The 24,238-nt window shown below is 53.9% G+C and carries 18 protein-coding genes and 4 tRNA genes; 9 read left to right on the top strand and 13 right to left on the bottom strand.

Annotated elements, in window-relative coordinates:
• Positions 1-2: 2 nt before the first annotated feature.
• The 6 genes from Q8W22_RS11235 to Q8W22_RS11210 all read right to left on the bottom strand — a co-directional run bounded on the left by Q8W22_RS11235 (position 3) and on the right by Q8W22_RS11210 (position 4,728).
• Positions 3-76: transfer RNA gene (locus tag Q8W22_RS11235), tRNA-Asp, on the bottom strand.
• Between the two features lie 31 nt (positions 77-107).
• Positions 108-183 (bottom strand) — tRNA-Val (locus tag Q8W22_RS11230).
• Positions 184-213: 30 nt separating this feature from the next.
• Positions 214-290: transfer RNA gene (locus tag Q8W22_RS11225), tRNA-Asp, on the bottom strand.
• A 21-nt stretch (positions 291-311) separates the two neighbouring features.
• Positions 312-387 (bottom strand) — tRNA-Val (locus Q8W22_RS11220).
• A 97-nt stretch (positions 388-484) separates the two neighbouring features.
• On the bottom strand, positions 485-3,619 hold the full coding sequence (locus Q8W22_RS11215) for an efflux RND transporter permease subunit (protein ID WP_303434114.1): 3,135 nt from the start codon (positions 3,617-3,619) through the stop codon (positions 485-487).
• 2 nt (positions 3,620-3,621) lie between these two features.
• Positions 3,622-4,728, bottom strand: coding sequence for an efflux RND transporter periplasmic adaptor subunit (locus Q8W22_RS11210; protein ID WP_305452403.1), 1,107 nt, complete (start codon positions 4,726-4,728; stop codon positions 3,622-3,624).
• 235 nt (positions 4,729-4,963) lie between these two features.
• Here Q8W22_RS11210 and Q8W22_RS11205 point away from each other — a divergent pair, with 235 nt between their 5' ends.
• The 4 genes from Q8W22_RS11205 (at position 4,964) to lysS (ending at position 10,398) form a co-directional block, all read left to right on the top strand.
• Entirely contained in the window at positions 4,964-6,907 is a 1,944-nt protein-coding gene (locus Q8W22_RS11205; protein WP_305452402.1) for an ATP-binding cassette domain-containing protein, read from the top strand.
• Complete coding sequence (locus Q8W22_RS11200) at positions 6,904-7,440, top strand: hypothetical protein (RefSeq protein ID WP_305452401.1); 537 nt, start codon at positions 6,904-6,906, stop codon at positions 7,438-7,440. Before Q8W22_RS11205 ends, Q8W22_RS11200 begins: the two co-directional genes overlap by 4 nt.
• A gap of 199 nt (positions 7,441-7,639) precedes the next feature.
• Positions 7,640-8,725 (top strand): peptide chain release factor 2, encoded by a 1,086-nt coding sequence (gene prfB / locus Q8W22_RS11195; protein WP_368501393.1) that lies wholly within the window; start codon positions 7,640-7,642, stop codon positions 8,723-8,725.
• A gap of 146 nt (positions 8,726-8,871) precedes the next feature.
• The gene (lysS, locus tag Q8W22_RS11190) at positions 8,872-10,398 is read left to right on the top strand and encodes a lysine--tRNA ligase (RefSeq protein ID WP_305415532.1); all 1,527 of its coding nucleotides are present in this window, start codon (positions 8,872-8,874) and stop codon (positions 10,396-10,398) included.
• 124 nt (positions 10,399-10,522) lie between these two features.
• Here the strand turns inward: lysS and Q8W22_RS11185 are convergent, their stop codons facing one another.
• The 6 genes from Q8W22_RS11185 to Q8W22_RS11160 all read right to left on the bottom strand — a co-directional run bounded on the left by Q8W22_RS11185 (position 10,523) and on the right by Q8W22_RS11160 (position 18,251).
• On the bottom strand, positions 10,523-10,882 hold the full coding sequence (locus Q8W22_RS11185; protein ID WP_303434109.1) for a hypothetical protein: 360 nt from the start codon (positions 10,880-10,882) through the stop codon (positions 10,523-10,525).
• 16 nt (positions 10,883-10,898) lie between these two features.
• Positions 10,899-11,324, bottom strand: coding sequence for a roadblock/LC7 domain-containing protein (locus Q8W22_RS11180; RefSeq protein ID WP_305415531.1), 426 nt, complete (start codon positions 11,322-11,324; stop codon positions 10,899-10,901).
• Positions 11,317-11,853, bottom strand: coding sequence for an ATP/GTP-binding protein (locus tag Q8W22_RS11175; RefSeq protein ID WP_303434107.1), 537 nt, complete (start codon positions 11,851-11,853; stop codon positions 11,317-11,319). The genes Q8W22_RS11180 and Q8W22_RS11175 overlap by 8 nt, the downstream gene beginning before the upstream one ends.
• Positions 11,850-12,905 carry a hypothetical protein gene (locus Q8W22_RS11170; RefSeq protein WP_303434106.1) on the bottom strand — a complete coding sequence of 352 codons (1,056 nt, stop codon included), beginning with the start codon at positions 12,903-12,905 and terminating at the stop codon, positions 11,850-11,852. The genes Q8W22_RS11175 and Q8W22_RS11170 overlap by 4 nt, the downstream gene beginning before the upstream one ends.
• Before the next feature lie 481 nt (positions 12,906-13,386).
• On the bottom strand, positions 13,387-15,351 hold the full coding sequence (locus Q8W22_RS11165; protein WP_305452399.1) for a phytase: 1,965 nt from the start codon (positions 15,349-15,351) through the stop codon (positions 13,387-13,389).
• Positions 15,352-15,470: 119 nt separating this feature from the next.
• Positions 15,471-18,251 carry a TonB-dependent receptor gene (locus tag Q8W22_RS11160; protein WP_305452398.1) on the bottom strand — a complete coding sequence of 927 codons (2,781 nt, stop codon included), beginning with the start codon at positions 18,249-18,251 and terminating at the stop codon, positions 15,471-15,473.
• A gap of 473 nt (positions 18,252-18,724) precedes the next feature.
• Here Q8W22_RS11160 and Q8W22_RS11155 point away from each other — a divergent pair, with 473 nt between their 5' ends.
• The 4 genes from Q8W22_RS11155 (at position 18,725) to Q8W22_RS11140 (ending at position 21,948) form a co-directional block, all read left to right on the top strand.
• A complete protein-coding gene (locus tag Q8W22_RS11155) occupies positions 18,725-19,639 on the top strand; it encodes a GGDEF domain-containing protein (protein WP_303434103.1) in 915 nt (304 codons plus the stop codon).
• A gap of 1 nt (position 19,640) precedes the next feature.
• Positions 19,641-20,711, top strand: coding sequence for an AraC family transcriptional regulator (locus Q8W22_RS11150; protein WP_303434102.1), 1,071 nt, complete (start codon positions 19,641-19,643; stop codon positions 20,709-20,711).
• A 258-nt stretch (positions 20,712-20,969) separates the two neighbouring features.
• Positions 20,970-21,212: a hypothetical protein gene (locus Q8W22_RS11145; RefSeq protein ID WP_303434101.1), complete on the top strand. Its 243-nt coding sequence runs from the start codon at positions 20,970-20,972 to the stop codon at positions 21,210-21,212.
• Between the two features lie 382 nt (positions 21,213-21,594).
• Positions 21,595-21,948: a DUF1428 domain-containing protein gene (locus Q8W22_RS11140; protein WP_303434100.1), complete on the top strand. Its 354-nt coding sequence runs from the start codon at positions 21,595-21,597 to the stop codon at positions 21,946-21,948.
• Here the strand turns inward: Q8W22_RS11140 and Q8W22_RS11135 are convergent.
• Positions 21,910-22,800 (bottom strand): LysR family transcriptional regulator, encoded by an 891-nt coding sequence (locus Q8W22_RS11135; protein ID WP_305452397.1) that lies wholly within the window; start codon positions 22,798-22,800, stop codon positions 21,910-21,912. The genes Q8W22_RS11140 and Q8W22_RS11135 overlap by 39 nt on opposite strands.
• Positions 22,801-22,903: 103 nt before the next feature.
• On the opposite strand from Q8W22_RS11135, the gene Q8W22_RS11130 reads away from it, so the two are divergent.
• Positions 22,904-24,109, top strand: coding sequence for a YbfB/YjiJ family MFS transporter (locus tag Q8W22_RS11130; RefSeq protein ID WP_305452396.1), 1,206 nt, complete (start codon positions 22,904-22,906; stop codon positions 24,107-24,109).
• The last annotated feature ends 129 nt before the right edge of the window (positions 24,110-24,238 follow it).

The raw sequence follows: 24,238 nt of genomic DNA, 5'->3' as shown, positions 1-24,238 counted from the left end.
GGCGGACTGGACGGGACTCGAACCCGCGACCCCCGGCGTGACAGGCCGGTATTCTAACCAACTGAACTACCAGTCCACTGTTGATGTTCAAACCACATCAAAAGGTTTGGTGGGTGATGACGGGATCGAACCGCCGACCCTCTGCTTGTAAGGCAGATGCTCTCCCAGCTGAGCTAATCACCCTTCGGTCTATCGTACTGCTGTTGTAAGAATTGGCGGACTGGACGGGACTCGAACCCGCGACCCCCGGCGTGACAGGCCGGTATTCTAACCAACTGAACTACCAGTCCAATTCTTCCAACTTTCGCTTTTGGTGGGTGATGACGGGATCGAACCGCCGACCCTCTGCTTGTAAGGCAGATGCTCTCCCAGCTGAGCTAATCACCCTTGGTCTCAAAAGCGAGTGGGCATTCTACTCGTAGAGCCTTCGTTGTCAAACATAAATCTTTGATTTTTTAAATTTATTCAGGCACTTGCATAAAAATCAGCCAGTTTCTGCCTGTTTCGTTGAGCGCCTGGTTGAGTTGGAACGTCGGTCGACCAGAATCAGCAAGCAAGGTGTCAGGATCAGAGTCAGTACGGTGGCAAAAGTCAGCCCTCCGGCAATGGCAGTAGACAGCTGGGTCCACCATTGTGAAGAAGGAGCGCCAACACTGGTGTGCTGATGAATCAGGTCGATATTCCACTGCATCACCATCGGGATCAGGCCGAGGACGGTCGTAATCGCGGTCAATAATACCGGCCGCAGACGCTGGGCACCGGTACGCAGGGCGGCGTCAATGGCATCCAGCCCTTCGTCCCGCAGGCGATTATAGGTATCGATCAGGACAATATTGTTGTTGACCACAATACCTGCCAGGGCGATCACGCCTACGCCACTCATCACGATGCCGAAAGCTTCGCCTCGAATCAGCAAGCCAATCAGCACGCCGACAATCGACAGGATAATGGCACTCATGATCAATGTGGCTTGATAAAAGCTGTTGAACTGGGTGACAAGAATGGTTGCCATCATAAAGATGGCAATGGAAAACGCGGTCGCGAGAAAGCTGCCGGTTTCGGCCATTTGTTCAAAGTCGCCACGGAATCTGGGCTCGACACCGGCACCGAGCCAGTCGAGATCTTTCATCTGTTCGCTGAGTTGCTGGATTTTGGCATTGGCGTTGACGCCATCACGCACGTTGGCGGTGAGGCGGTAACGGCGTTTGCCATCGATCCGCACCAGATCGCCCGAGCGAGGCTCAGCGGTCTGGGTCAGGAATTGCGAAGCGGGAATCAGCCCATAGGCTGTTGAGATATTAAAGCCATCCAGATCTGCCAGGGTGCGGCGGGATTCCGGGTAACGCAAGACGATGTCCACTTCGTCGTCGGTAAAATCAGGCTGAAAGGCACCGACTTTCTGGCCGCCAGTCAGCATGCGTACCATGCCGCCGGTGGCAGAAATACTGGCTCCGTAGCGGCTGGCCTGTTCACGGTCGACCGTGAGTTGCCATTCGATGCCCTCTAACGGGCGATCATCACGGATGTCTTTGAGATCGGCATCCTGCTCAAATATCTCCCGGACCTGCTCCAGCAGCGGAATAATGGCGTCACCACTGTTGGCGGTCAGCTGCAGCTGGATATCGGCCCCACTGGGAGGGCCACCCTGTTTTTTCTGGGTTTCGACAATAATGCCGGGGATGGCCGCGCTGCGTTGTTCAATATCGGCCAGGACGGTATTGGCGGGGCGGCGTTGCTCCCAGTCCGCCAGCCCTATCTGGATACGGCCGACCAGATCCGGGGCGGCATCGTTAGGGGCCTTGGCAAAGGTGGTGGTGTAGATTGAATCGACATCGTCGAGAGCAAAGATATGTCGTTCGACCTGCAAGACCAGTGCTTCGCGCTCCTGAATGGAAAGATTACCTCGGGCGCGGATATCCACCAGGCCGATATCAGAGTCAACATCGGGGAAAAACTCCACGCCATGGCCGTGCTGGCCATAAAAGACAAACGAAGCCACCAGCGTCAGCAAACACAGCACCAGCACCGTCAGTGGCCGCTGCAAGGCAGTTCGTAACAGGCGCACGTAGCCTCCGGTGAAGCCGCCGATAAGGTGGAAATCGCCTCGTTCGGCGGCTTTTAGTCGGGCAATGGCCCCGTCTTCATAACCGCCTTGACGGCTGATCAATGACCCCAGGGTTGGCACAACAATCAGCGCCATCACCAGCGAAGCCGTCAGGGTATAGAGCAGGGTCAATGGCAAATACTTCATAAAGTCGCCGGTGGTGCCGGGCCAGAACAGCAGAGGCAAAAAGACCGCCAGCGTGGTGGCGGTTGATGCCGTGATTGGCCAGGCCATCCGTTTGGCGGCATCGGCATAGGCCTGCTTGGGAGTGGCACCGTCAGCCAGGCGGCGGTCGGCGTATTCCGTGACGACGATAGCGCCATCGACCAGCATGCCGACGGACAGAATCAGAGCAAACAACACCACCATATTCATGGTATTGCCGGTGAGACTGAGCCAGATTAGCCCCATCAGAAAGGCTCCCGGAATCGCCAGCCCAACCAGGAATGAGTTCCGCAATCCGAGGCTACCCAATACCAGTACAATCACCATCAGGGTGGCGACCAATACATTGTTGAACAGGTCGTTGAGCATGCTTTCGATTTCGCTGGAGCCATCCTGAATAATGCTGGCGTCGATGCCCGCGGGCCAGTAGGGCGACACGGTATCGATAACACCGCGAACCTGATTAATGGTTTCGATGATGTTGGAGCCGATCCGTTTCTTGATTTCCAGCGTCACGGCGGGCTGGCCATTGATGCGGGCACTGCTGTTACGATCCTTGTAGGCCAGACGGCCAACGGCAATGTCCCGGAACAGCACCACCTGATCACCACTGACCTTGACCGGCATATTGAGAATATCGTTGATGTTCTCGACCAGCCCGGGAATCTTGATACTGAAGCGTCCGGCTTCGTTCTGTAAATCTTCGCTGGCAACCAGTGAGCTATTGTTGGAGACCAGATTGGACAGCTCAACCATGGAGAGCTGGTAATTATCCATGCGCACCGGATCGACGACAATTTCGGCAATTTCTTCGCGTTTGCCCTGAATCGTGGCTTCCAGCACGCCCGGCAAGGCTTCGAGACGATCCTGCAGGTCGTTGGCGACGGCGTAGAGCTCCGTCTCGCTGACGTCGCCGGCAAGGGTGACAACGGCGACCGGAAACAGGGCGACGTTGATTTCGAGTACACGGGGTTCGTGGCTGTCTTCCGGCAGATCGCTGCGGGCGTCATCGACTTTCTGGCGGACATCAAGCAGCGCCTGGTCGATGTCTACATCGGTGTAGAACTCCAGCATGATGGACAAGTGTCCGGTGGTGGCCGTCGAAACCATTTCCTTCAAACCATCGAGGCCGCGTAATTCACGTTCCAGCGGCTTGTAGAGCAGGGAGTCGGCATCTTCCGGGGAAATCCCATCGTGGGCGACGGAGACATAAACAAACGGCACGGTGACGTCTGGTGAGCTTTCTTTGGGAATGGAAAACAACACCGACAGGCCCACCAGTATCACCAGTACAAACACCATCATGACCGTGCGGGCGCGGCTGAGAGCCGCGTCAATCAGAGCGTACATGATCAGTCTCCCTCAGGCTGGCTGGGCGATGTGCCGGGAGCGCTTTTGAGCACTGCGTCAACCTGCTGGCCAACGTTGACAAAACCGCCACCCTGGGTAATCAGGCGCACGGATTCCGGGCCGTAAACCCAGACGCCATGTTGATCGGCGCCTTCCAGCTCCACGCTGACAAACGCTACCCGGTTATCCTGATTGACGGTTTTCAGCCCCATCTTGCCGGATTCATCCAGCACCAGCAGAGCCGGTGAAACATGGTAAGCCTGACGCTCGCCCAGAGGCACAATCAGCTGGGCACTTTGTCCGGCCGGGATGGGATGATGCTGTGGGTTGGCCAGCTCAAGCTCGACGGTAAAAGTGCGGGTGGCGGTATTCGCCAGCGACGAGACAAACCGCAGTGTTCCGGTTACCAGCTCTCCGGACAGTAATCTGGCGCTTGCTGTCATACCGGGGCTGAGTAAACCAACATCCTGTTCGGCCGCTTCCGCGACCACCAGATAGGGAGAGAAATCAACCAGTTCCAGAAGTGACTCACCATCCTTGACGAAAGCCCCCAGTTCCACCATGCGGTTATTGATCACGCCATCAAAGGGTGCCCGGACAGCAGCGGCTTCGACCTGTAAACGTGCTGATGTAAGTTCCGCCTGGGCATTTGCCAGGGCGGTATCGGCCTGGACCAGCATGGATTCATTTGCCAGCCCTTGTTGGTTGAGCTGGATTACCCCTCGTTGCTCCAGTTGCCGCTGGCGCACCGTTGCCTGTGCCTGTTGCAGCCGGGCTGGCCAGTCGCGGGTATCCAGTTCGAGCAGCAATTGCCCGCGCTTGACTCGCTGGCCCTTGTTGACATGAATCGCAGTTACTTTGGCGCGCAATTCGGATTTGATGGTGACGTTGCGATTGGCCGCCAGCTTGCCCGACAGTTTGAGTGAGCGGATATGCTGCTCGGGTATCAGGTCGTCGACCTGCACCCGTATCAGGCGTGTTGCATCCGGGTATCGGTCGGTTTCCCTGGCAGCCAAGGGTTCGGTATCGGCCCCTGCCAGCATCCAGACGACAGTCACAATAAGGACAGCGGCGGCGGCAAGGTAGCCACGGTTAAACGTAATCGACATGGTCTTGAGTCCTTTGATATGGCAAATCCGGACGCTTGCTCTGGGCGGTGGATGCGGCGGTCATAGTAGTTGTGCATCGAAGGATAGTTTACTTCTGGGCAGATGTTTACCATGAATACTTTGCAATCCAGTGGCGGTTTGCCTGTTAAGGGGGGAGCGGCGGCAGTAAACTGGGCGCCTGGCCCGGTATATTCGATATTCGGGATGCGATTTTGTCGGTTTGCAGGCGATTTGTATGGTGTTGGTGAGTTTGAAACAGGCCGAGTTGGCCTTTGGTGATCATGTACTGCTCGACAAGGTGGATCTGGATATCCACTCTGGTGAGCGGGTTTGTATTGTTGGTCGTAACGGTGAGGGCAAGTCTACTTTATTAAAAGTCCTGACCGGAGAAGTGACCACGGACGATGGTGTGATTCAGCGCCTTGATATGTTGAGCATGGCAACGCTGCAACAGGCGCTGCCAGAGAAAGTGGATATTCCGGTTTACGATGTGGTGGCTCAGGGGTTAGGGCAAGTGGGGGAAGACATCGCCCGCTACCATGAAGAAACCCACAAGGGTGAACATGCCGATCTCAACCTGATGGAAAAACTGCAAACCCGTATCGAAGCCAATGATGGCTGGAGCTGGCAGCAAAAAGTCGAGTCAATTATTCAACGTCTGGATTTACCCGCCGAGCGCAGTTTTGCCGAACTGAGCGGTGGCTGGCAACGCCGGGTGATGCTGGCTCGGGCGCTGGTAACGGAACCGGATCTGTTGATTCTGGATGAACCAACCAACCATATGGACATCGCCACTATCCAATGGCTGGAAGAACAGCTCAAACAATTCAGCGGGACACTGGTATTTATCAGTCACGACCGGGCCTTTGTGCAAAATCTGGCCACCCGGATTGTCGAGCTCGATCGCGGCCATGTGTATATCTGGCAGGGGGATTACCTCAGCTTTATTGAGTACCGGGAAAAGCGTCTTGAAGACGAAGCAACCCAGAATGCGCTGTTCGACAAGCGTCTGGCAGAAGAAGAAAAATGGATCCGTCAGGGAATCAAGGCACGCCGCACCAGGAACGAAGGTCGGGTCGAACGTCTGAAAGAAATGCGTAACGAGCGTGGTGCACGCCGTGAACGTCAGGGCACAGCCAATATCAGCATGACCGGTACGGATTCGTCCGGGAAAATCGTTTTTGAAGCAACCGATATCAGTTATGCCTGGGGTGATCAGCCACAGGTGTCGCATTTCTCAACCATTATCCAGCGTGGAGACCGGATTGGTCTGGTCGGCCCGAACGGTGCCGGTAAAAGTACTCTGCTGAAATTGTTACTGGGTCAGCTGCAACCACAATCCGGTGAGTTGCGGGTGGGTACCAAGCTGGAAGTGGCGTATTTCGACCAGTCCCGGCATATGCTGGATGGCAATAAATCCATCGCAGATAACGTCGCCGATGGCAAAGACCATGTCGAGGTGAATGGCCAGAGCCGCCACGTGATCGGCTATCTGGGTGACTTCCTCTTTCCTCCTGAGCGTGCCCGGACACCGGTGCGAGCCTTGTCAGGTGGTGAGCGCAACCGGGTGTTGCTGGCCAAGCTGTTCCTGAAACCATGTAATCTGCTGGTGATGGATGAGCCGACCAACGACCTCGACGTGGAAACCCTGGAGCTGCTGGAAGAACGATTGATGGAATATCAGGGCACCTTGTTACTGGTCAGCCACGACCGGGCATTCCTTGATAACGTCGTGACCCAGCTGCTGGTGTTTGAAGGTGAAGGTCATATCGACGAGCAAACCGGCGGTTATTCTGACTGGGAGGCGCGTCATCAGGCCAAACAGGCGGCAGCCAAGGCGCAACAAAAAGCCGGTAAAAAGCAGTCACAGAAAGCTGCGCAGCAATCCGCAAAACAATCAGCAAAACAGCCAGCACCTGCTGCACCGGTCAAGACGGAAGCAAAACCGGCGGCGAAAAAACTTTCCTACAAGTTGCAACGGGAGCTGGATCAGTTACCTGACCAGATTGCGGCGGCAGAAGCCAAGCGCGATGCCCTGGCGGCGACGACACACGCGGCGGATTTTTATGCCGGTGATGCAGACACCGTACAAGCGGTATTGGCGGAGTTGACTGCGGCAGAAGCCAGAATTGAACAACTCGAAGAGCGCTGGCTTGAACTGGAGGAAATGGCCTCGTGACCTGGTTGATTCCTGTGCTGGTCGTACTGGCGGTGATCGGGTCGATTTACGGCCTGAAACCCAGCCCGCGGGATGCCCGTCTGGGTCAGTTGCGACTGGATTCCACCAAGGCCGGGCTGCAGGTACGTCACTGCAGCTTTCAGGTTGATGCCGCCAAAACCGGTGTTCGAGAAGACATCACCGGCATCGGTTATACGCTGGTTTTCCGGCCGCCGTCCCATGACGACACCAAACCGCAGGAGAAACTGTTGTTTCGTATCGTCGGACAGCCAGGGTGGGAAAGCCAGGGCTTGCCTGAGGGGTTGTCATGGCATGACCTGCCGGGAGATCCAGCGTTGGGCCAGGAGCAACGGCTTGTTCTGGCGCAGGCTCTGAGCGCGGATATCCAGTCCGCACTGGCCGGTTTCCCGGATGACGTGCTGCTGCTGGAACTGTACGAAAACCGGGTTAGCCTGATACCGGCGGAACGCAAAGCTGCCAGTGCCGAGGCGTATAAGCAGGCATTAACGGCGTTGTCTGCCCTGGCCGGATAGTGTGGAGCCGATGACGACAATGCCGGGTATTCTTCAAAACGGTGCAGGAGAGGAACCAGGGCCGAGGCCGTGCCGCCGCCGTGGCTGTCTGGTGTAAATTTCTGTAGAATACCGGCCTCTTTTTGGTTCCTTCACCCTCCGAGTGAAGGACAATCGACTTACAGTTCAGTGACACAGACAGGTATCCCCTTGGAAATTAATCCAATCATCGAAACCATCAAAGACCTCAAGGCGCGCACCGACGTGCTTAGGGGGTATCTTTGACTATGCCAACAAGACCGAGCGTCTGGAAGAAGTAGAGCAAGAGCTGGCCCAGCCAGACGTCTGGAATGACGCCGCCCGCGCCCAGGATCTGGGTAAGGAGCGCTCGGCTCTGGAAGCCGTGGTCAAGACCATCGACAATCTGGATGGTGGCCTGGCAGATCTGAAAGACTTGCTGGATATGGCCGTCGAAGAAGACGACGAAGAAGCCGTGGCCGAAGTCGAGTCGGAACTGGCTGATCTGCAACAACAGCTGGAGGCGCTGGAATTCCGTCGGATGTTCTCCGGTGAGCTGGATGCCAACAACGCCTACGTCGAAATCCAGTCCGGTTCTGGCGGTACAGAAGCCCAGGATTGGGCCAACATGATGTTGCGGATGTATCTGCGCTGGATTGAAGCCCATGGTTTCAAGGGCGAATTGATGGAAGTCTCCGATGGTGAAGTGGCCGGTATCAAGGGCGCAACCATCCGGGTAGAAGGCGAATACGCCTACGGCTGGTTACGTACCGAAACCGGTGTACACCGTCTGGTACGCAAAAGCCCGTTTGACTCCGGCAACCGTCGGCATACGTCGTTCTCTTCTGTGTTTGTGTCGCCAGAAGTGGACGACAATATCGATATTGAAATCAATCCGGCCGATCTGCGTATCGACGTGTACCGTGCCTCGGGTGCCGGTGGTCAGCACGTCAACCGGACGGAATCGGCGGTGCGTATTACTCACTTGCCGACCAATATTGTGACCCAGTGTCAGAACGACCGGTCGCAGCACAAGAACAAAGACCAGGCGATGAAGCAGTTAAAGGCCAAGTTGTACGAGTTTGAGCTGCAGAAACGGAACGCCGAAGCCCAGATTCTGGAAGACTCCAAGTCTGATATCGGCTGGGGCAGCCAGATCCGTTCCTATGTGCTGGATGACTCACGTATCAAGGATCTGCGTACTGGCGTCGAGACCCGCAACACGCAAGCAGTGTTGGATGGCGGCCTGGATCAGTTTATTGAAGCGAGCCTGAAAAAAGGGCTTTAATGGTGAACGGCTGGATGCCTGACGTCGGCGATCGACTACCGGCCGGTAGTCGATCACAAGCGCCACGCGCCCGATGTCCAGCGACAAACATAACGCGTCCGATGCCCGACGTCTGGCGCCCAACTTATTTATATTCAGGTTAGACAATGACGACCGAACAGACTCAAACCGCCCAGGAAGAAAACAAACTGATTGCCGAACGTCGCGCCAAACTGGAGCAGTTGCGGGAAGGCAGTGCTGCTAATGGCCATCCAAACGACTTCAGACGTAAACACCTGGCCGGTGACCTGAAGGCGGAACACGGCGACAAGGACAAGGCAACGCTGGCGGAAGAGAAGCACCCGGTCGTGGTGGCTGGTCGTGTGATGCGTCGTGGCGGCCCTTTTGTTGGCATTCAGGACAGCAGCGGCGCCATCCAGTTTTATCTGGCCAAGCCCAAACAGAAAGAAAGCGAGATCTGGCCGTTACTGGATATCGGCGATATTGTCGGAGTTTCCGGCACCTTGCAGAAGTCCGGCAAGGGCGACCTGTATGTTGAGATCGACGACATCAACGAATTGCGTATTCTGACCAAATCCCTGCGCCCATTGCCCGACAAGTTCCACGGACTGGGTGATCAGGAGATGAAATACCGTCAGCGTTACGTCGACCTGATTATCAACGAAGAGACTCGTAACACCTTTCTGGTGCGTTCCAGAATCATTGAAGGTATCCGTTACTTCCTGTCGCAACGCGGCTTTATGGAAGTCGAGACCCCGATGCTGCAAAGCATTCCGGGTGGAGCCACAGCCAAGCCATTCGAGACCCATCACAATGCCATGGGCATTGATATGTTCCTGCGGATTGCGCCAGAGCTGTATCTGAAACGACTGGTTGTGGGCGGCTTCGACAAGGTATTCGAAATCAACCGTAACTTCCGTAACGAAGGCACCAGCACCCGGCACAACCCTGAATTCACCATGATCGAGTTCTATCAGGCTTATGCCGATTATCGCGATCTGATGGATATTACCGAAGCCATGTTGAAGTTTATTGCTGAAACCGTGCTGGGGAATACCACCATTGAATACGGTGAATCGACCTACGATTTTGCCGCGCCATTCCAGCGTATGACCATGGTTGAAGCGATTCTGAAGTACAACCCGGAGATGGACGCCGAGGTGCTGGATAATGCAGAAGCCAATATCGACACGCTGAAGCAATACGCCCAGCAGGTTGGTATCAAGGACTCACCCAAGCAGGCTGCCTGGGGTGCCGGTAAATACATCTGTGAGATCTTTGAAGAAACGGCAGAAGAGAAGCTGGATCAGCCGACCTTTATTACCGAATACCCGTGGGAAGTGTCACCGCTGGCACGCCGTAACGATACCAACCCGTTTGTGACCGACCGCTTTGAATTTTTTGTTGGCGGGCGTGAACTGGCCAACGGCTTTTCGGAGCTGAATGACGCTGAAGATCAGGCGGCACGTTTCCGTAAACAGGTTGAAGAAAAAGACGCTGGTGATGATGAAGCGATGCACTACGATGCCGATTATATCAATGCGCTGGAATACGGTATGCCGCCAACCGCCGGTGAAGGTATTGGTATTGACCGTCTGGTGATGCTGTTTACCAACTCACACACCATTAAAGATGTGATTTTGTTTCCGCATATGAAACCGCAAGGTAACTGACACGCCTGATCGGTTCACAAGCCACAAAAAAGCCGCGTATCTTGTGCGGCTTTTTTGTGGCTGGCAAACAGCCGGTGGACAACTCTCGACTGTGGCTCTGCCACCTTGGCAGACTGGTGAGCGATTAAAGAGAGATAGTGCCTTCCAGCGACTGCAGGGCACGACGGCCCAGTGCCAGGTTGGCTTTGGTGGAATCCAGTACGTAATAAATAAACAGACCGCGGTCGGCGTCCATTGGGCGAATCAGGTGATATTGGCTGGTCAGAGTGATCAGGATGTCATCGATATCCTGATTCAGTTGCAGCATTTCAATGGTTTTGAGCTTGGCACGGACAACTTCGGTATTTCCTGCTGCAGCAATCTCCAGGTCCAGACCTGTACCGATTGAGCCGAGCATCATTCCGCTGTTGTAGTCGACCAGAGCCGCTGCAAGAGCGCCGTTAACAGACATTAGTGGGGACAGTTTGGTTTCAATGCTATTCATGTTGTATTTCTCTGATTTATGAGCTGAAAATGGTCATGATTTCCCGGATATCTCCCGATGCTTTTTTAAGCATCCATAGAGCGAGACCATGAGTTGTATGTTGGTTAAAAACACCGAGTAAAACGGCATCCATGGTGTCGGTTCGGATCAGGTGGCAGCCCACAAATCCGTTTTTGCTTTCGATAATATTACCTTCCACTTCTTCCAGCTGGGTTTCTGCGGCCAGACTGGAACCAATACCGGCAAACGAAGCCGCCATTGCTGCCAAGCGTTTTGGGTCTGCTGTCGTATCAAAAGGTACGGTATGAGATATGACGTATCCATCGGATGTCGACAAAATCATATAACTCAAGTTGTCTGATTGCTGCGTGGTCGCAAGCAAAGATTCGTGACAACGAGCCATCAAGGTGTTGGACTTCAATGGATCTATCGGGTTATTCATCAAGGAAATCCTCTGATTCTGCGTTGGCAATCAAGGCCTGGAGAAGCAATAAAACATCATCGCGATTACGGGGGTCGGCATTAAATACAGGGGCAAAAATATTCTCTTCCGACAATATGTCAAAGCATTCTTCGGTATCAGTGAACAGACTTCTGTTTAGCGCGATAGCAATGCGTCCGGAGTGAGCCATTGATTCGAAGGCTTGTAAAAAAACCAATAGTTGCTGTTTCCAGTTTGATTGGCTGCAATCGAGTAATAAAATAGCGCCAAGTGCCCCTTTGGCAACAATCGGCCATATAAAACTGAAATGCTGCTGACCTGGAATACCATATAAATGGACGCTGTCGTTGTTATCGAGAAGAATGCGCCCATAATCCATCGCCACGGTTGTGGTTGCTTTATTGACCTGTGCGGTATTGGAGTTTCTTGCTTCTGTTGCAACGGGCGCTTCGTCACTGATCGTACTGATGGCTGTGCTTTTACCGGCCCCCATTGGGCCAATAAAAATAATCTTGTTTTCTTTGGTCATAAATTAAAAGCCAATCCAAGTCTTTTACGCAGACTTCCCAGTAGGTTGGAAGACCGTTTCGGGGAAACCGGTGCTGGAATCTGTTGTGGGGGTTCTGCTGCTGGCGAGGTTTCTTTGCTGACAACTCCCAACCGGGCGACGGTACAGGCTCGCAAAAAAGCAGCTACCTGATTGCTGGGCAAGCCACTGAGCTGTTCGCCACTTTTTAACGAGGCGAATTTCTTGCCGTAGAGAGCCGACAACTGAAACATGGCTGGCTCTGTGTACCACTGGCCGAGACGAGGCCATTGCTTGATACGAAAGACCGTGTTGTTATCCCAGCTGCCTATGTCTTCTATCGGTTCTTTCCAGGCCAGCTCCCACAGGAACTGTTCAACGGGATAAGAGTGTTTGCCAGAAAGTGGGCTGGCATTATCCGGAGCAGCCTGGGTTTGGGTGATGGTAAAAGGCATTTGTGGTTCAAGCAGCGCTTCTAATAATCCGCTTGAATGACTATCAGAGTAAATCGTCGTACGGTTGTTATCGTCTCGGGCAACGATGGCTTGGTGTTGCTGGATTTGTAATTCGAAATACTGGTGCTTGGCGAGTTGCTGGATACGATTGTCCAGTTGCTCGGATATCAGCGTGGGAGAGGGCAAGGTATCGGCTAACACATTCTCTTGGCCGCTATGGCTTGCATGGGTATTTAACCAATCTTGCCGGGTGCTAGTACCTAATGGCCTGTTATGCAATTTATCTTCTGCGTTATGTAGTAAATCCAGTAATCCAATAATTCGCAGTGGCCAGTCGCAATGTAAATAATCGTAACTGTCAGAAATGACATGTTCATTGGCCATTACGGCTAATATTCCCCATGGACAAATATCTATTGGTTTCCTGGCCAGTACCAGATGAGCATCCAGGCCTTCTCCTTGATACAGCCAAGGTTTCTTGGTTCTGCAACGCAGTAATTGTAACTGTTTGTGTATTATTCCCTGTTCATATGAACTCAAGCCAAACGTCTTTACTGTGTATTCGTTCTCCATTGCAGTATTGGAAATATTTTTTTCCATGAAGGGTACCGTGCGGACAGGCGTGAGAGAAAGTAGATAAATTATGTAAAAAGTATAGGAATTAAATCAGCATAAATCAAAAAAAATCGTGACTTTCTTGAATGTAATTGAATTTATTGGTTTTTTTCTTTTATTGATGGTTTTAATAGTAATGTGAATGACAAGGTCCCTGTATTTTCAGGATTTTAATGGTTCTTTTTTGGCCTTTTGATTTGTTGCTGTTACAAATACTTACGGATATACGTGTCGTGTGAGCAATGCGTTATATCATTATTAATAATGTGGGTATTAGGGGTTTATTGTAGGGGTTTGTTTGTCTGTTGATTTTCTTTAAGCCGATCATCATGACGGAATCGGCCAAGGGACACGGACGGAGCCGGTCCCTACGGTCAAACCCAACGTCCAGATTGTGGGGACGCCCTCCGTGGCTGTCCTGGGGTCGCTACAATCCCTCGGCCTCCAGGGGCCCTCTCTACGGTCCTTACGGGAGTTCAAGCAGGTTTTTGATCTCGCGCCAGTCAACGTATTTGAAGTTCTGGTTTTGCTCAGGCATCAGGTTGCGGCCATCCTGTACCACCAGCATTCCTTGTGGGTATTGTGCTCCCAAAAAGGCGGAGCTAACGGCAAGGCCGTCGGTTTCAGAAGCGCCATCAATGCCTTTGTCTGGGTTAAGGCCAACCCGGAAGCGGCCGATATAGGCATACGGCGGGTTGGCGCTGAACAGTACATAGCTGTCGTTGCCCTGGCTGGATACCAGCAAATAGTTGTCGCTGGCAGTCTGGTAAATATCCATGCCTTCAATATCGGCATGGAGCAGGTCGCTGATGCCAGCCACCTGGTGCATCTCGGTACTGGCATCCGGCTCGGCAGACAAGGTCCAGACGGCCTGGTTTTCTTCTCCAACAAACAGGCGCTGGGCCCGGTCATCGGCGGCGCAGCCTTCTGGCTGGCTGGCGACGGCAAATTCCCGCACCAACTGGCTTTGCCAGCCGCTATCGCTGTCCAGAATACGGTACTGCTGATAACGGCCGTCCTGGTCGTTGATAAATACAAATACCTGCTGTTGCTGATTGCGGTACATGCACAGGCCATACACTTCATCCAGAGTGGTGACGACTTCTCCGGCGCTGTGGACGACACCGGTTTGCGGCTCAATACGGAACAGGGCGATGGCGTGGCGATCTCGCTGGCTGGCGGCGGCAATATCCATTGGCTGGTTGCGGTACTGGAAACCCTGGCGCAGGTCGACGTTATTGACCCGGTCGACCAGCAGTTCTTGCAGTTCGTTGCCATCGAGGTCGTATACGTACAGGCCCCGTTTTTTATTGGTGCCGAGTACCCGGCTGGCATCTGGCTGGTTGGGATTGACCCAGATGGCCGGGTCGTCGGCGGCATCTCCGGCGGTCAGGACGGGCTGGGTTTCGCCATTGGCCGGTACGGTGGCAATCATGTTGTCGTGGCGGGTGGCGGCGATCGACGGCAGGGTCAGGCTGATCAGGGCGTCGCTGTGCTTGTCCAGAGCGCCGGCCTGGGTGGCGTTGGAGACGCTCAGCAAGGTGTCGATGGCAAGCTGTTCCTGCAGCAGGGTGCTGCCGAGGTATTGACCGTTATCCAGCTGGTACTGATGCAGACGGTAACTTTCGGCTTCGGCCAGCCAGAGGCTGCCCTGGCTCAGTGTCAGGGCACCGGATTCGCCGCGAATATGGCCAAACGGTGAGGTCAGGTCAATCATCTCGCGGATAGGGTCACTTTCGGCCCGGGCGTTCATACGCCAGAGGCCGACACTTTCTTCGCTGATATAAAGCGTATCGCGTTGGTCATCGGTGACACAGTATTGGGCACCAGGAGCAGTGGCGAACTGGCGCAGCAACGTCATGTTTAGTGATGTGTTGCGGTCGTCAGACGCTGGGTTCAGCAGCTGTTGCCGGGCGCTGGCATCTTCCCCCAGCAGGAATACTTGCAGGTCGGTTGGGTGAGCGCTGTCCGGGGCATACAGGCACAGGCCTTCCAGTGGTTGTTGAATCGGAGTGCTGACGGCGTCTTGCTGCAGCGTCCAGCGGTGATCGGCCTCGGTCAGTGTCAGCAGGTGTAACTGGTTTTGCTGGTCGAGGCTGATGATCTGGATCTGCGCCTGGCCGTTGTTGCTGCTTTCGCGGGCATCGAGTAATTCACCGGCCCAGTCAGCCTGCCATTCGGTGTTGCCGGTCTGGGTGTTGATCAGTTGTGCCGGGCTGCTTGGACCGATACTGAACTGGTGCTGTCCCGGTAATATCAGCAGATGTTCGCCACTGAGAGGAGATTGGGCAACCGCAAGCTGGGATGTCGCGCTGGCCGCGGTTGGAGTTTCCGGTTGGTTGTCGAGACTGGAGCAGGCCGACAGGGCCGTCAGGGTCAGGGCAGCTGTGGCTTTTGATAACAAGTGGATCGGTTTGGAGGGTGCGTTCATAACAATTCTCTGTCGCGTGGATCATGCCCCGCTGGTGGCCAGTACGGGAGTCAGAGGCAATAACCCCGGTCAAACAGCACCGGGGTTATTGCTGGCACAGACGGTGCCAGCCCGTGATATCAGAAGCTGGTGTAGCTCAAACCCAGGCTGTAGGTTGGGCCGTAGTCTTCGTATTGGGCGTTGTAGCGCTCGCTGCCCTGATAGGCATAGTAAGGCTCGTCGGTCAGGTTGGCCGCTTTGAAGCGTACCTTGATTTGCTCGGATACCTTGTAGGAGGCGTTGAAGTCCACCTGAGTCTGGGCTGACTGTTTGATGTCTTCGCTGCTGTCTTCCAGGTTGCCGACTTCATCCAGGTAGTCGGACTTGTAGTTGGCGGCCAGGCGCAAGCTGATGGTGTCGTTTTCGTAACCGACCATCAGGTTACCTGTGGTATCCGACTGTTGTGGCAGGCTGATGGTGCGGCTCAGGTGCTCGTCGCCGTCGTCAGATTCAATGGTGGCTTTGGAGTCCACAAAGGTGACGTTGGCAGATAACAGCAAGCCGTTGAACGGTGCGGGCAGGGTGGCGAATTTTTGCGAATAAGCCAGTTCCAGCCCTTTGACTGTGGCAGTGCGGCCATTTTCAAAGGTAGTGGTTGTGGTGTCGTCTTCTCCCGCCAGACTGTTGTAATAGTCGTTGTCGGAGATCTCGGTTTCGTAGGAGAAGTTATCGATGCTTTTATAGAACGCAAATGCAGAAATAACGCCGGCGTTCCCCATAAAGTGCTCGATGCCCAGATCCAGGTTGCTGGATTCCAGCGGTTTCAGGTCCGGGTTACCGGCTTCCAGCTCGTCGCCATCAATGGCAACGTTCGGGCGGATCATTTCAAAGGTTGGACGCACAACCGAGTTGGTCCAGGCAGCGCGCACCTGGGTATCCGGGGCGATGTCGAGTTTGGCCAGCAAGGATGGCAGCGTATGAGAGTAGTCGTTGCTGAAATGTGTACGGCTGACGTTGGCTTCGTTGTCGTCGCCATTCACTTCGTAACCCTTGCTCTTCTGTTTGGTTTGCTCATGGCGCAAGCCACCAATCAGTTGCAGCTGGTCCATATCAATACGGCCCATTACATAGGCGGCGTTGACGTCTTCTTCGATGGTGTAGTCTTCGATCAGTGAATCAACAAAGCCTTCTGCCACGGCGTCTGCTTCGGTGTCGGCATCGGCGGCCAGTGTGTTCATCAGTGAGCGTAGCTGGCTGCTGCTCAGGGATGGGCCAAAGTTACCAAGGCTGTAATCGGTACTGCCAGAGGTGTAATCCGACAGGCTAATGTCATCCGCTGAGTACTTGCGAATATCGACATCCATGTGTTTTTTACGGTTTTTCAGTTTGCCACCAAACTTCACCATGGCAGGGTAGTCTGCAACGATCAGGTCACGGGTGATGTCGATTTTGGCGACGTTCAGATCATCTGAGGAGTAGCTGCGCACCCGTTCGATTTCGTCGAGTTCAAAGTTGCTGGTGTCGTACAGCTCGCTGCCAAACAGGATGGGTTGGCGGCTGCCGTTAAAGCCGATGTTGTCGACTTCCGCAGTAAACACCGCGCTGTCCATGGAGTCTGGCTCGTCTTCCTTGGCGCTGGACGTACCGAGGTCATATTCGACCGTCCAGTCGTTGATAAAGTGTTCACCACCAAAGGTGACGGACTTGATGGTTTGGGTTTCCTTACGATCTTTCAGTTCGCGGGAGACTTCTCCCAGACCGCTGTCACCGGAGGCGCGTGAGGTGCCGTCGCGTTCTTCTTCACCATCTTCGATGACCAGTTCCTGGAATTCGGCAATCAGTGCCTGACGCTGTTCATCATCGGTGAATTTGGAATACAGGGTGCGCAAGTGGAAGGCGTTGTTGATGTCGTGTTCGTAATCCAGGTTCAGCGCCGCACCAATCCGTTCACGGTTGATGGTGTAGTCGCGCATTTCCATTTCTTCCAGCTCACCGTCGTCCCAGGCACCACCGGTTTCGGTGTTTTCCGAGCCGAAGTCACGGCTTTCGTAGCTGGCCGCGGCGGCGATGCCCAGGCGGCGATCACCGTCCATGGCAATGGTGGTACCGCCACCGAGCGAGAGTTTGGGGTTGGTGTTTTCGGTCAGTTCATCGTAGCTGTATTCGAGATCGGCATTGTAGAACGGCCCTTCACGATCCAGCGCCGAGATGCTTTCAATCTCAATCGCACCGCCGATGGAGTTGGCATCCATGTCGGGAGTCAGTGACTTGGTTACGACCAGTGAGCTGATCAGGTTGGAAGGAATCACATCCAGAGCCACGGAACGGGTACCGGCTTCGGGGGCCGGGATCTGGGTACCATTAACCGACACGGAGTTGTAGTCGGAACCCATACCACGGACACGGACAAAACGGCCTTCGCCCTGGTCGCGTTCAATCGACAGGCCGGGAATCCGTTGCAGGGCTTCGGCGGCGTTGGCATCGGGCAGCTCACCAATGGCGTCGGCATTCACTGCGCTGATAATACGATCGGAGTAACGTTGGCGATCGAGGGCGCGCTGCATTTGGGCTGATTGGCCGTATACCAGCACTTCATCGATCATGTCGTCACCATCGTTGACCACCACATCGGTGCTGGTCACGGTGTTTTCAGTCACGGTAATCTTGCGCGAATCCAGCGTCTGGTCACCCAGGGTGATGGTCAGGGTGTATTCCCCGGCGGGTATCTGCGGCAAGCGGAAGCGCCCGGACTGGCCGGACAGGGTTTGGCGCTTGGCTTCTTCCAGCCGAACCACTGCACCTTTGTAAATGGTTTGCGAAGCGGCATCGATAATGCGGCCTTCGACGATACCATCGGCGTGGGCGAGAGTGGCGGATGCCAGGGCAAGGCTGGCTACCAGCGGTTTGATTAACAATTTCACGTCTGCTCTCCGTTAGAATAATGGCTCCCGCGTGGCCAGTCTTGGTAATGCTGTGCTTGAAGCGGGAGTGGGTCTCTCTTGTCAGGACGTCGCGACGGTAGGAATGAGCTGTGACACTTTCGTTACGGAGAGCAGGGCGACGCCTTGCCAGCGTGGCAATTCTTCCGCCAGCGGTCGGGTTGGATATGTAAATGATCCAAATTAACCCATGCATCAAGACGGCATGACGTTGTGGCTGGCAAGTCTGTCGAGCGCCATCCCCTGTCAGTGATGGGCTTGTATCGTGCCAGCGCAATGGGGCGCTGCTGTCATAAAAAATTCATCAAATTTACGGCAACTTTTACTGAGCCTTTATGACCCCTGAGGTCCTGCGTGCGGGTGAACATGCTTTAATGCCGACCTCTTAACGACCCGGCTGGCAGTGGCTGGCAGACCGGGTCGGTCAATCCAAATAATGAGACAGGTGGTTGGGGATGTTCTCGACTCTGGGAATACACCAGCGCAAATTGTTGCTGGTGTTTGGCCTCGCGCTGGCGGGGCTGGTGGGCAGCCTGATAATGGGGGACGCCAAGCCGTGGGCCGAGATCGACTGGCTGGATGTCCTCGGTGAAGGTGGTGCGGCACTGGCACTGGCGGTCTGGATGCTGCTGATTCTGGGCAGTCGTCCGGCAGGGCGGGTAACCGACCTGCTGACGTTGGGGATGGGGTTTATGTTTCTGGCGATGTGGCAGGACAACCTCGACGAATTTATTCACTTGCCCGCCGAGCAGTTCTGGGATCAATGGCTCGAGTCCGGTGCCATGCCCGTCGGAATCGTATTGTTAACCTACGGACTGGTGCACTGGCATCAGGAGCAGCTCTCGATCAACCAGCAGCTGCGCAAGCGCGAGCAGCGTTTTCGGGAGCATCGGTTTATCGACAAGCTGACCCAGCTGGGGCGGGTGGATTACCTCAAAGCCCAGCTGCAAGCGGTGATGGCCCAGTTGCCAACCCGCAACATGGTGCTGTTGATGGTGGATGTGGATAATTTTGCCGATGTCAATCGTCGCTACGGCCATCAGGAAGGGGACACCCTGCTGTACGAGCTGTCGGAATTGATGCTGCTGAACTTGCGCCAGGACGATCTGATTTGCCGCTATGCCGCCGACCGTTTTGCCGTGGTGCTGCCAGATACTGGTCTTGCACAGGGCCGGACCCTGGCCATCGAACTGACCCAGGCGGTGCAGCACTTTGCCTACAAACACAAAACCCGTGGCGACACGCTCTATCAGACCATCAGCATTGGCCTGGCAGACTGGCAGGGGGAAACGACCGAAGCCTTGGTTCAGCGTGCAAATCAGGCGTTGTTTCTGGCCAAGTCGAGTGGCGGACTGGGAGAGGTGGCCTGATGTGACAACCCCTTCCTGGTATGAGTGCGATGAGCGTATTTTTGCCGCCCATTATCAGCCCGCCTTGCTGATCGATTTATTACGCTCTGGTGGTCTGTGCAGCCATAAGATATTGCGCGGCACCGGGCTGTTTTATGACGACATTCTGCAAGGGCAAGTGATGATGTCGGCGACCCAGGCAGGCCTGCTGGTGAGTAATGCCAGCAAGCTGGGCAAAGATCCGGGATTATCGTTTCGTTGGGGTGCTTCCTGCTGGCCCGGGCACTACGACAGCGCCAGCAGTTTGCTGGGCAATGCCGGTTCCTTGCGTGAGGCGCTGAGCGCTCTGGTGCATTACCGGCGCATCTTGTCGCCCTGGGCAACACCGTTTGTGGTAACAGATGAACGTTATTGTTATGTGCACTGGTTGACGCTGGGGCATATGGGCGAACGCCGGTTCCTGATTGAAGCGGCGATGTCGGCATTGACATCGTTCAGCCGCTGGATGAGTGGTGAACGTCTGCCATGGCGTTATGGCTTTAGCGACTCACGGCCGGATTACGAAGAACAGTACCAGGTCAACTTCGGCAGCCAGCTCTGGTTTGATCTGGGCGTCGATGTCATGGTAATTGAACGGCACTGGCTCGACCGGCCGTGGCCTCGCGGGTCGGCAACGGCGTATCAGGTCGCCCAGCGTCAATGTGAGTCAGGACTCGCAAACCTGCCTGCATCCTCACTGCCAGAACAGGTGTACCGGTTGTTGCTCGAGCGGGTACAGGAACCACTTACCTTGCCCGATATGGCCGGACGGCTGGCCATGAGCCCAGCGACCCTGAAACGCAAACTGGGTAAACATGGCTGCCATTTCCAGCAATTGCAGGATCAGGCACGGCTGCATATGAGCCTTTATCTGTTGCATGTGTGTGGCTGGAACAATGAGCAGGTTGCTGCTCACCTGAACTTTAACGACAGCACCAACTTCCGCCGTGCTTTCAAGCGTTGGGTGGGGATTACTCCCAGCGACAGCCGTTCCCGTTTCTCGTTGTTTGATATTCACCCTGACACGGTTTTGCCCGAATTGGTGGGGCTGTAATACGGTATTTGATCTCCAGCGGGTGGGCGAGTGCGGCCAATAGAGAAGCGGATCAACGAGGGTTCACTGACGTGTGGATAGCTGTTGCCGGTTTTGCGGTTGTCTCTGTTCCGGTCGCCGCAAGCCTTGTACCCCAATGCCGCTCTTTGGCAATCAATCACGCTTCATTTCCCGCAGAATTCCCCTACAATGCCCGCTGAATGCCGATACAACACCGTATTGGCGGGCATTGGCCCGATTGATCTGAGAGAGAAACAAATGGAACGCATCGAACGCGATTTTTTTGCCCGTGAAAAAGACGATCAGGATGCTTTCCTGAGCCAGACCTGGTGCAATGAGTGTATGGCCGCCGACCTCGGTATGGTTGAGCCGCAAGAATATGAAATAGATGGCGTGATCGTGGTCGAAGGCAAGTGTGCCAAGTGTGGTGCGGCGATTATGACGGAAATTGCTGACGACGATACCGATGGCGTATGGGATGATGATTCGTCTGACGACTGAGACTTGGGATCGATAAACTGGTAACGCATACCGGTTTTGATGACGAATAAGATAACCCTGACTGATACTATCGGGGTTATCTCCTCTATATGCTTCACAGCAGCCCTCTCTTTAAGAGCCTTTATCTCTAATAGTCTCTATATCTAATGGCCTTTGTTTTTAATAGGTAGCGGCTATATAAATCCTGTTTATTCTGCCTGTATCTCGGGTATAAAAACTGGCACGATACAATCAGTTGAATGGACAGAAACAGGAATAAACAGCAGGTGTAACAAACCCGCGCAAGGCCGACAGTGAAGGAAAAATCAGATGCTGGAACAGGGTTTTTCCATCCGTTCGTTATATAAACTCTTATGAATAACGTGCAATACAGGAAAAGTATATGTCTTATATCGATGGATTTGTCGCTGCCGTTCCGACGGAGAATAAAGAAAAATACATAGCGCATGCTGAATTTTCAGCGGTGATATTCAAGGATCACGGTGCCTTATCGATCAGGGAAGCGTGGGGTGATGAGCTGCCTGATGGCGAAGTGACTTCGTTCCCGATGGCTGTGAAGTGTAAGGAAAACGAAACGGTCGTTTTTTCTACGGTTGTGTGGCCATCGAAGGAAGTCAGGGATGCAGGATGGGCAGCCATTATGGCAGACCCCAGAATGAATCCAGAAAATAACCCGATGCCCTTTGATGGCAAACGTTTAATCCATGGTGGATTTGACGTGCTTATTGAGGGTTGATCTCCTGCTGGTCATTGACTTGCGTGTGAAAATATTCGCCAGGGTTAATGTTCCGGTTTCTAACGGGCTGCCTTTGCGATAAACAATGGATAGCTGCACATGCTTGGGGCCATGGGTGACCGGCGTCATGGTGAGGGATTTTTCATACCGACTGCCAACTACCATGTTTTTGCCAATAATGGTGTAACCCAGGCCTGCGGAAATACAGCCCAGCACGCCATCGGCACTGCTCATGATCATCAGTTCATCACTGCCTTGCCCTGCCAGTTGCTGCCATAGCAGGGCATGGTTTCTGTAGCCACAGCCTTCGTCTCGGACCATGAGTACCGGGTCATGATCACTCTCTTTGGGTGTTACCTTGACCAATTCTTCTTTCACGATCGGAATCACTACCAGCTTGTCATGCTGGGGGGCATTGCCGATGGCGGCGCAGTCTACCTTGTTGTTCAAGACGGCCTGTACGAGCCGGTCGCTGGTGTCTGTAAAAATCTTTGCCTGAATATTGGAGTGATCTTGTTTGAGTTGCTTGAGTGCCAGCGGCATATGAACCGCCGCAAAGGTTTCTGGCATACCGATTCTTAGTTCATAACTGCCTTGGTCACGCAAAATAGCGGACTTGGCCTGGTACTCCAGCTGCAAGATCTCATCGGCATACTGGCAGAGCTGTTGTCCGCTTGGTGTCAGCTGCAGTTTTCTGCCTGCCAAGGTGAATAGCCTGGTATCCAGCTCGTTTTCCAATTTTTTAATACGGTTGGTGATGTTCGATTGCACGGTATGGAGTTTATCTGCTGCGCCTTTAATGCCGCCTTCATCCACCACCGTTTTAAAGGTCTTGAGTGCCAGGATTTCCATACAGTTCTCTAATATTGAAGTATCTGTTCTGAATAATTCAATTTTTAAGATTATCAGCTCGAAGTAGCCTTTGTTAACAATTTCTAATAACAAGGTGGCTGGTATGCTGATGGCGCTGACTCGAGTACGTGTCTATTTGGCCGGGATCTGCAGCTTGATTGTGACGGTTGGTGTGGCGCGTTTTTCCTACAGCCTGCTTTTGCCTATCATGCAGGATGGCGCAGGTCTTACCGAGTTGGCTGGCGGCTGGCTGGCGACCACTAATTTTATGGGGTACATGGCTGGTGTGCTGCTTGCTTCCAGGTTGCATAACCTCAACGACAAATACAATTTGCACCGGGCTTACCTGGTATTAAGCGTTGTCACTTCCGCAGCGATGGTGATGACAACCGATATGATGGTTTGGGCAGTCTTGCGGTTTATCGCCGGGGTTTGCGCTTCCGGGGGCCTTATTATTGCCTCTGGTTTGATTTTAAAGTGGCTGGTTAAAAATCAGTATCGTGCTGAGTTAGGCATTCATTTTGCCGGGGTTGGTATCAGTATTATTGCCACCTCTGTGTTGGTTGAAGTGATGCTGAATCTGTCGGCTAACTGGCAACAACAGTGGTTGGCTCTGGCCGTAATGGCTGCGCTGGTTGCTGTGCCTGCCTGGTTGTGGATTCCTCATCCTTTTGTGGGTGGAGCAGAGGTCACACCGCCCAAAGATAATCCGCCAGGCCGGATGTTTACTACCCTGATGATGCTTGCCTATTTTTGTGCCGGTTATGGTTATGCGGTCAGTTCAACTTTTATTGTGGATATTGTCGAGAGAACACAAGGACTGGAGGGGCAGGGAACCCATACGTTTTTACTGATTGGATTGGCTGCCATGCCAGCAACGCTGCTCTGGGACAGAGTCGCGAGAAAAATTGGTTACCTGTATGTCTTGTTGGTGGCTTATCTGCTGCAAGTGGTTGGCATTATTCTCCCTGCCATTAATGATACCTTGCCTGTGGTCTTGTTCAGTGCGTTGCTGTTTGGCGGGACATTTATTGCCTGTGTCAGTCTGGTGCTGACAATGGCAGGCAAGTTTTTCCCCAGTAATCCTGCCCGATTTATGGGGGTGATGACACTGGCCTATGGGGCAGCTCAAATTATCGCCCCTGTGTTTACTGGTTATCTTGCCGAGGCATTGGGAAGTTATAACCCCGGATTGTACTTGTCGGCAGGCGTCATGATTATAGGTGTTGTGTTTTTGTTTGGGTTAGTGCGCCTGGACAGGCGTTCTGAGGGTAAAAAAGTCTATGCACGTCCGTATCAGGGGTTGTAACACCGTATTGATCCTCAATATTTCTGCTTACGCATCAAACGCATCAAGGTTTAAAAAGCCCGGTTGCGTTTGAGTGAGGCAGTGTCAAGCGGGCTGAGTACTCGCTGGGTCGGGCTGGCGGGCACGGCG

The organism is Oceanobacter sp. 1_MG-2023, from assembly GCF_030689025.1.
GTDB lineage: Bacteria > Pseudomonadota > Gammaproteobacteria > Pseudomonadales > Oceanobacteraceae > Oceanobacter.
This window is presented reverse-complemented; position numbering and strand designations above follow the sequence as displayed.

Excerpts from the sequence above, each read along its gene's own strand:
- Q8W22_RS11215 (WP_303434114.1), bottom strand. The coding sequence starts at position 3,619 with ATGTACGCTCTGATTGACGCGGCTCTCAGCCGCGCCCGCACGGTCATG.
- Q8W22_RS11210 (WP_305452403.1), bottom strand. The coding sequence starts at position 4,728 with ATGTCGATTACGTTTAACCGTGGCTACCTTGCCGCCGCCGCTGTCCTT.
- Q8W22_RS11205 (WP_305452402.1), top strand. The coding sequence starts at position 4,964 with ATGGTGTTGGTGAGTTTGAAACAGGCCGAGTTGGCCTTTGGTGATCAT.
- lysS (WP_305415532.1), top strand. The coding sequence starts at position 8,872 with ATGACGACCGAACAGACTCAAACCGCCCAGGAAGAAAACAAACTGATT.
- Q8W22_RS11185 (WP_303434109.1), bottom strand. The coding sequence starts at position 10,882 with ATGAATAGCATTGAAACCAAACTGTCCCCACTAATGTCTGTTAACGGC.
- Q8W22_RS11180 (WP_305415531.1), bottom strand. The coding sequence starts at position 11,324 with ATGAATAACCCGATAGATCCATTGAAGTCCAACACCTTGATGGCTCGT.
- Q8W22_RS11175 (WP_303434107.1), bottom strand. The coding sequence starts at position 11,853 with ATGACCAAAGAAAACAAGATTATTTTTATTGGCCCAATGGGGGCCGGT.
- Q8W22_RS11170 (WP_303434106.1), bottom strand. The coding sequence starts at position 12,905 with ATGGAAAAAAATATTTCCAATACTGCAATGGAGAACGAATACACAGTA.
- Q8W22_RS11165 (WP_305452399.1), bottom strand. The coding sequence starts at position 15,351 with ATGAACGCACCCTCCAAACCGATCCACTTGTTATCAAAAGCCACAGCT.
- Q8W22_RS11155 (WP_303434103.1), top strand. The coding sequence starts at position 18,725 with ATGTTCTCGACTCTGGGAATACACCAGCGCAAATTGTTGCTGGTGTTT.
- Q8W22_RS11145 (WP_303434101.1), top strand. The coding sequence starts at position 20,970 with ATGGAACGCATCGAACGCGATTTTTTTGCCCGTGAAAAAGACGATCAG.
- Q8W22_RS11140 (WP_303434100.1), top strand. The coding sequence starts at position 21,595 with ATGTCTTATATCGATGGATTTGTCGCTGCCGTTCCGACGGAGAATAAA.
- Q8W22_RS11135 (WP_305452397.1), bottom strand. The coding sequence starts at position 22,800 with ATGGAAATCCTGGCACTCAAGACCTTTAAAACGGTGGTGGATGAAGGC.
- Q8W22_RS11130 (WP_305452396.1), top strand. The coding sequence starts at position 22,904 with ATGCTGATGGCGCTGACTCGAGTACGTGTCTATTTGGCCGGGATCTGC.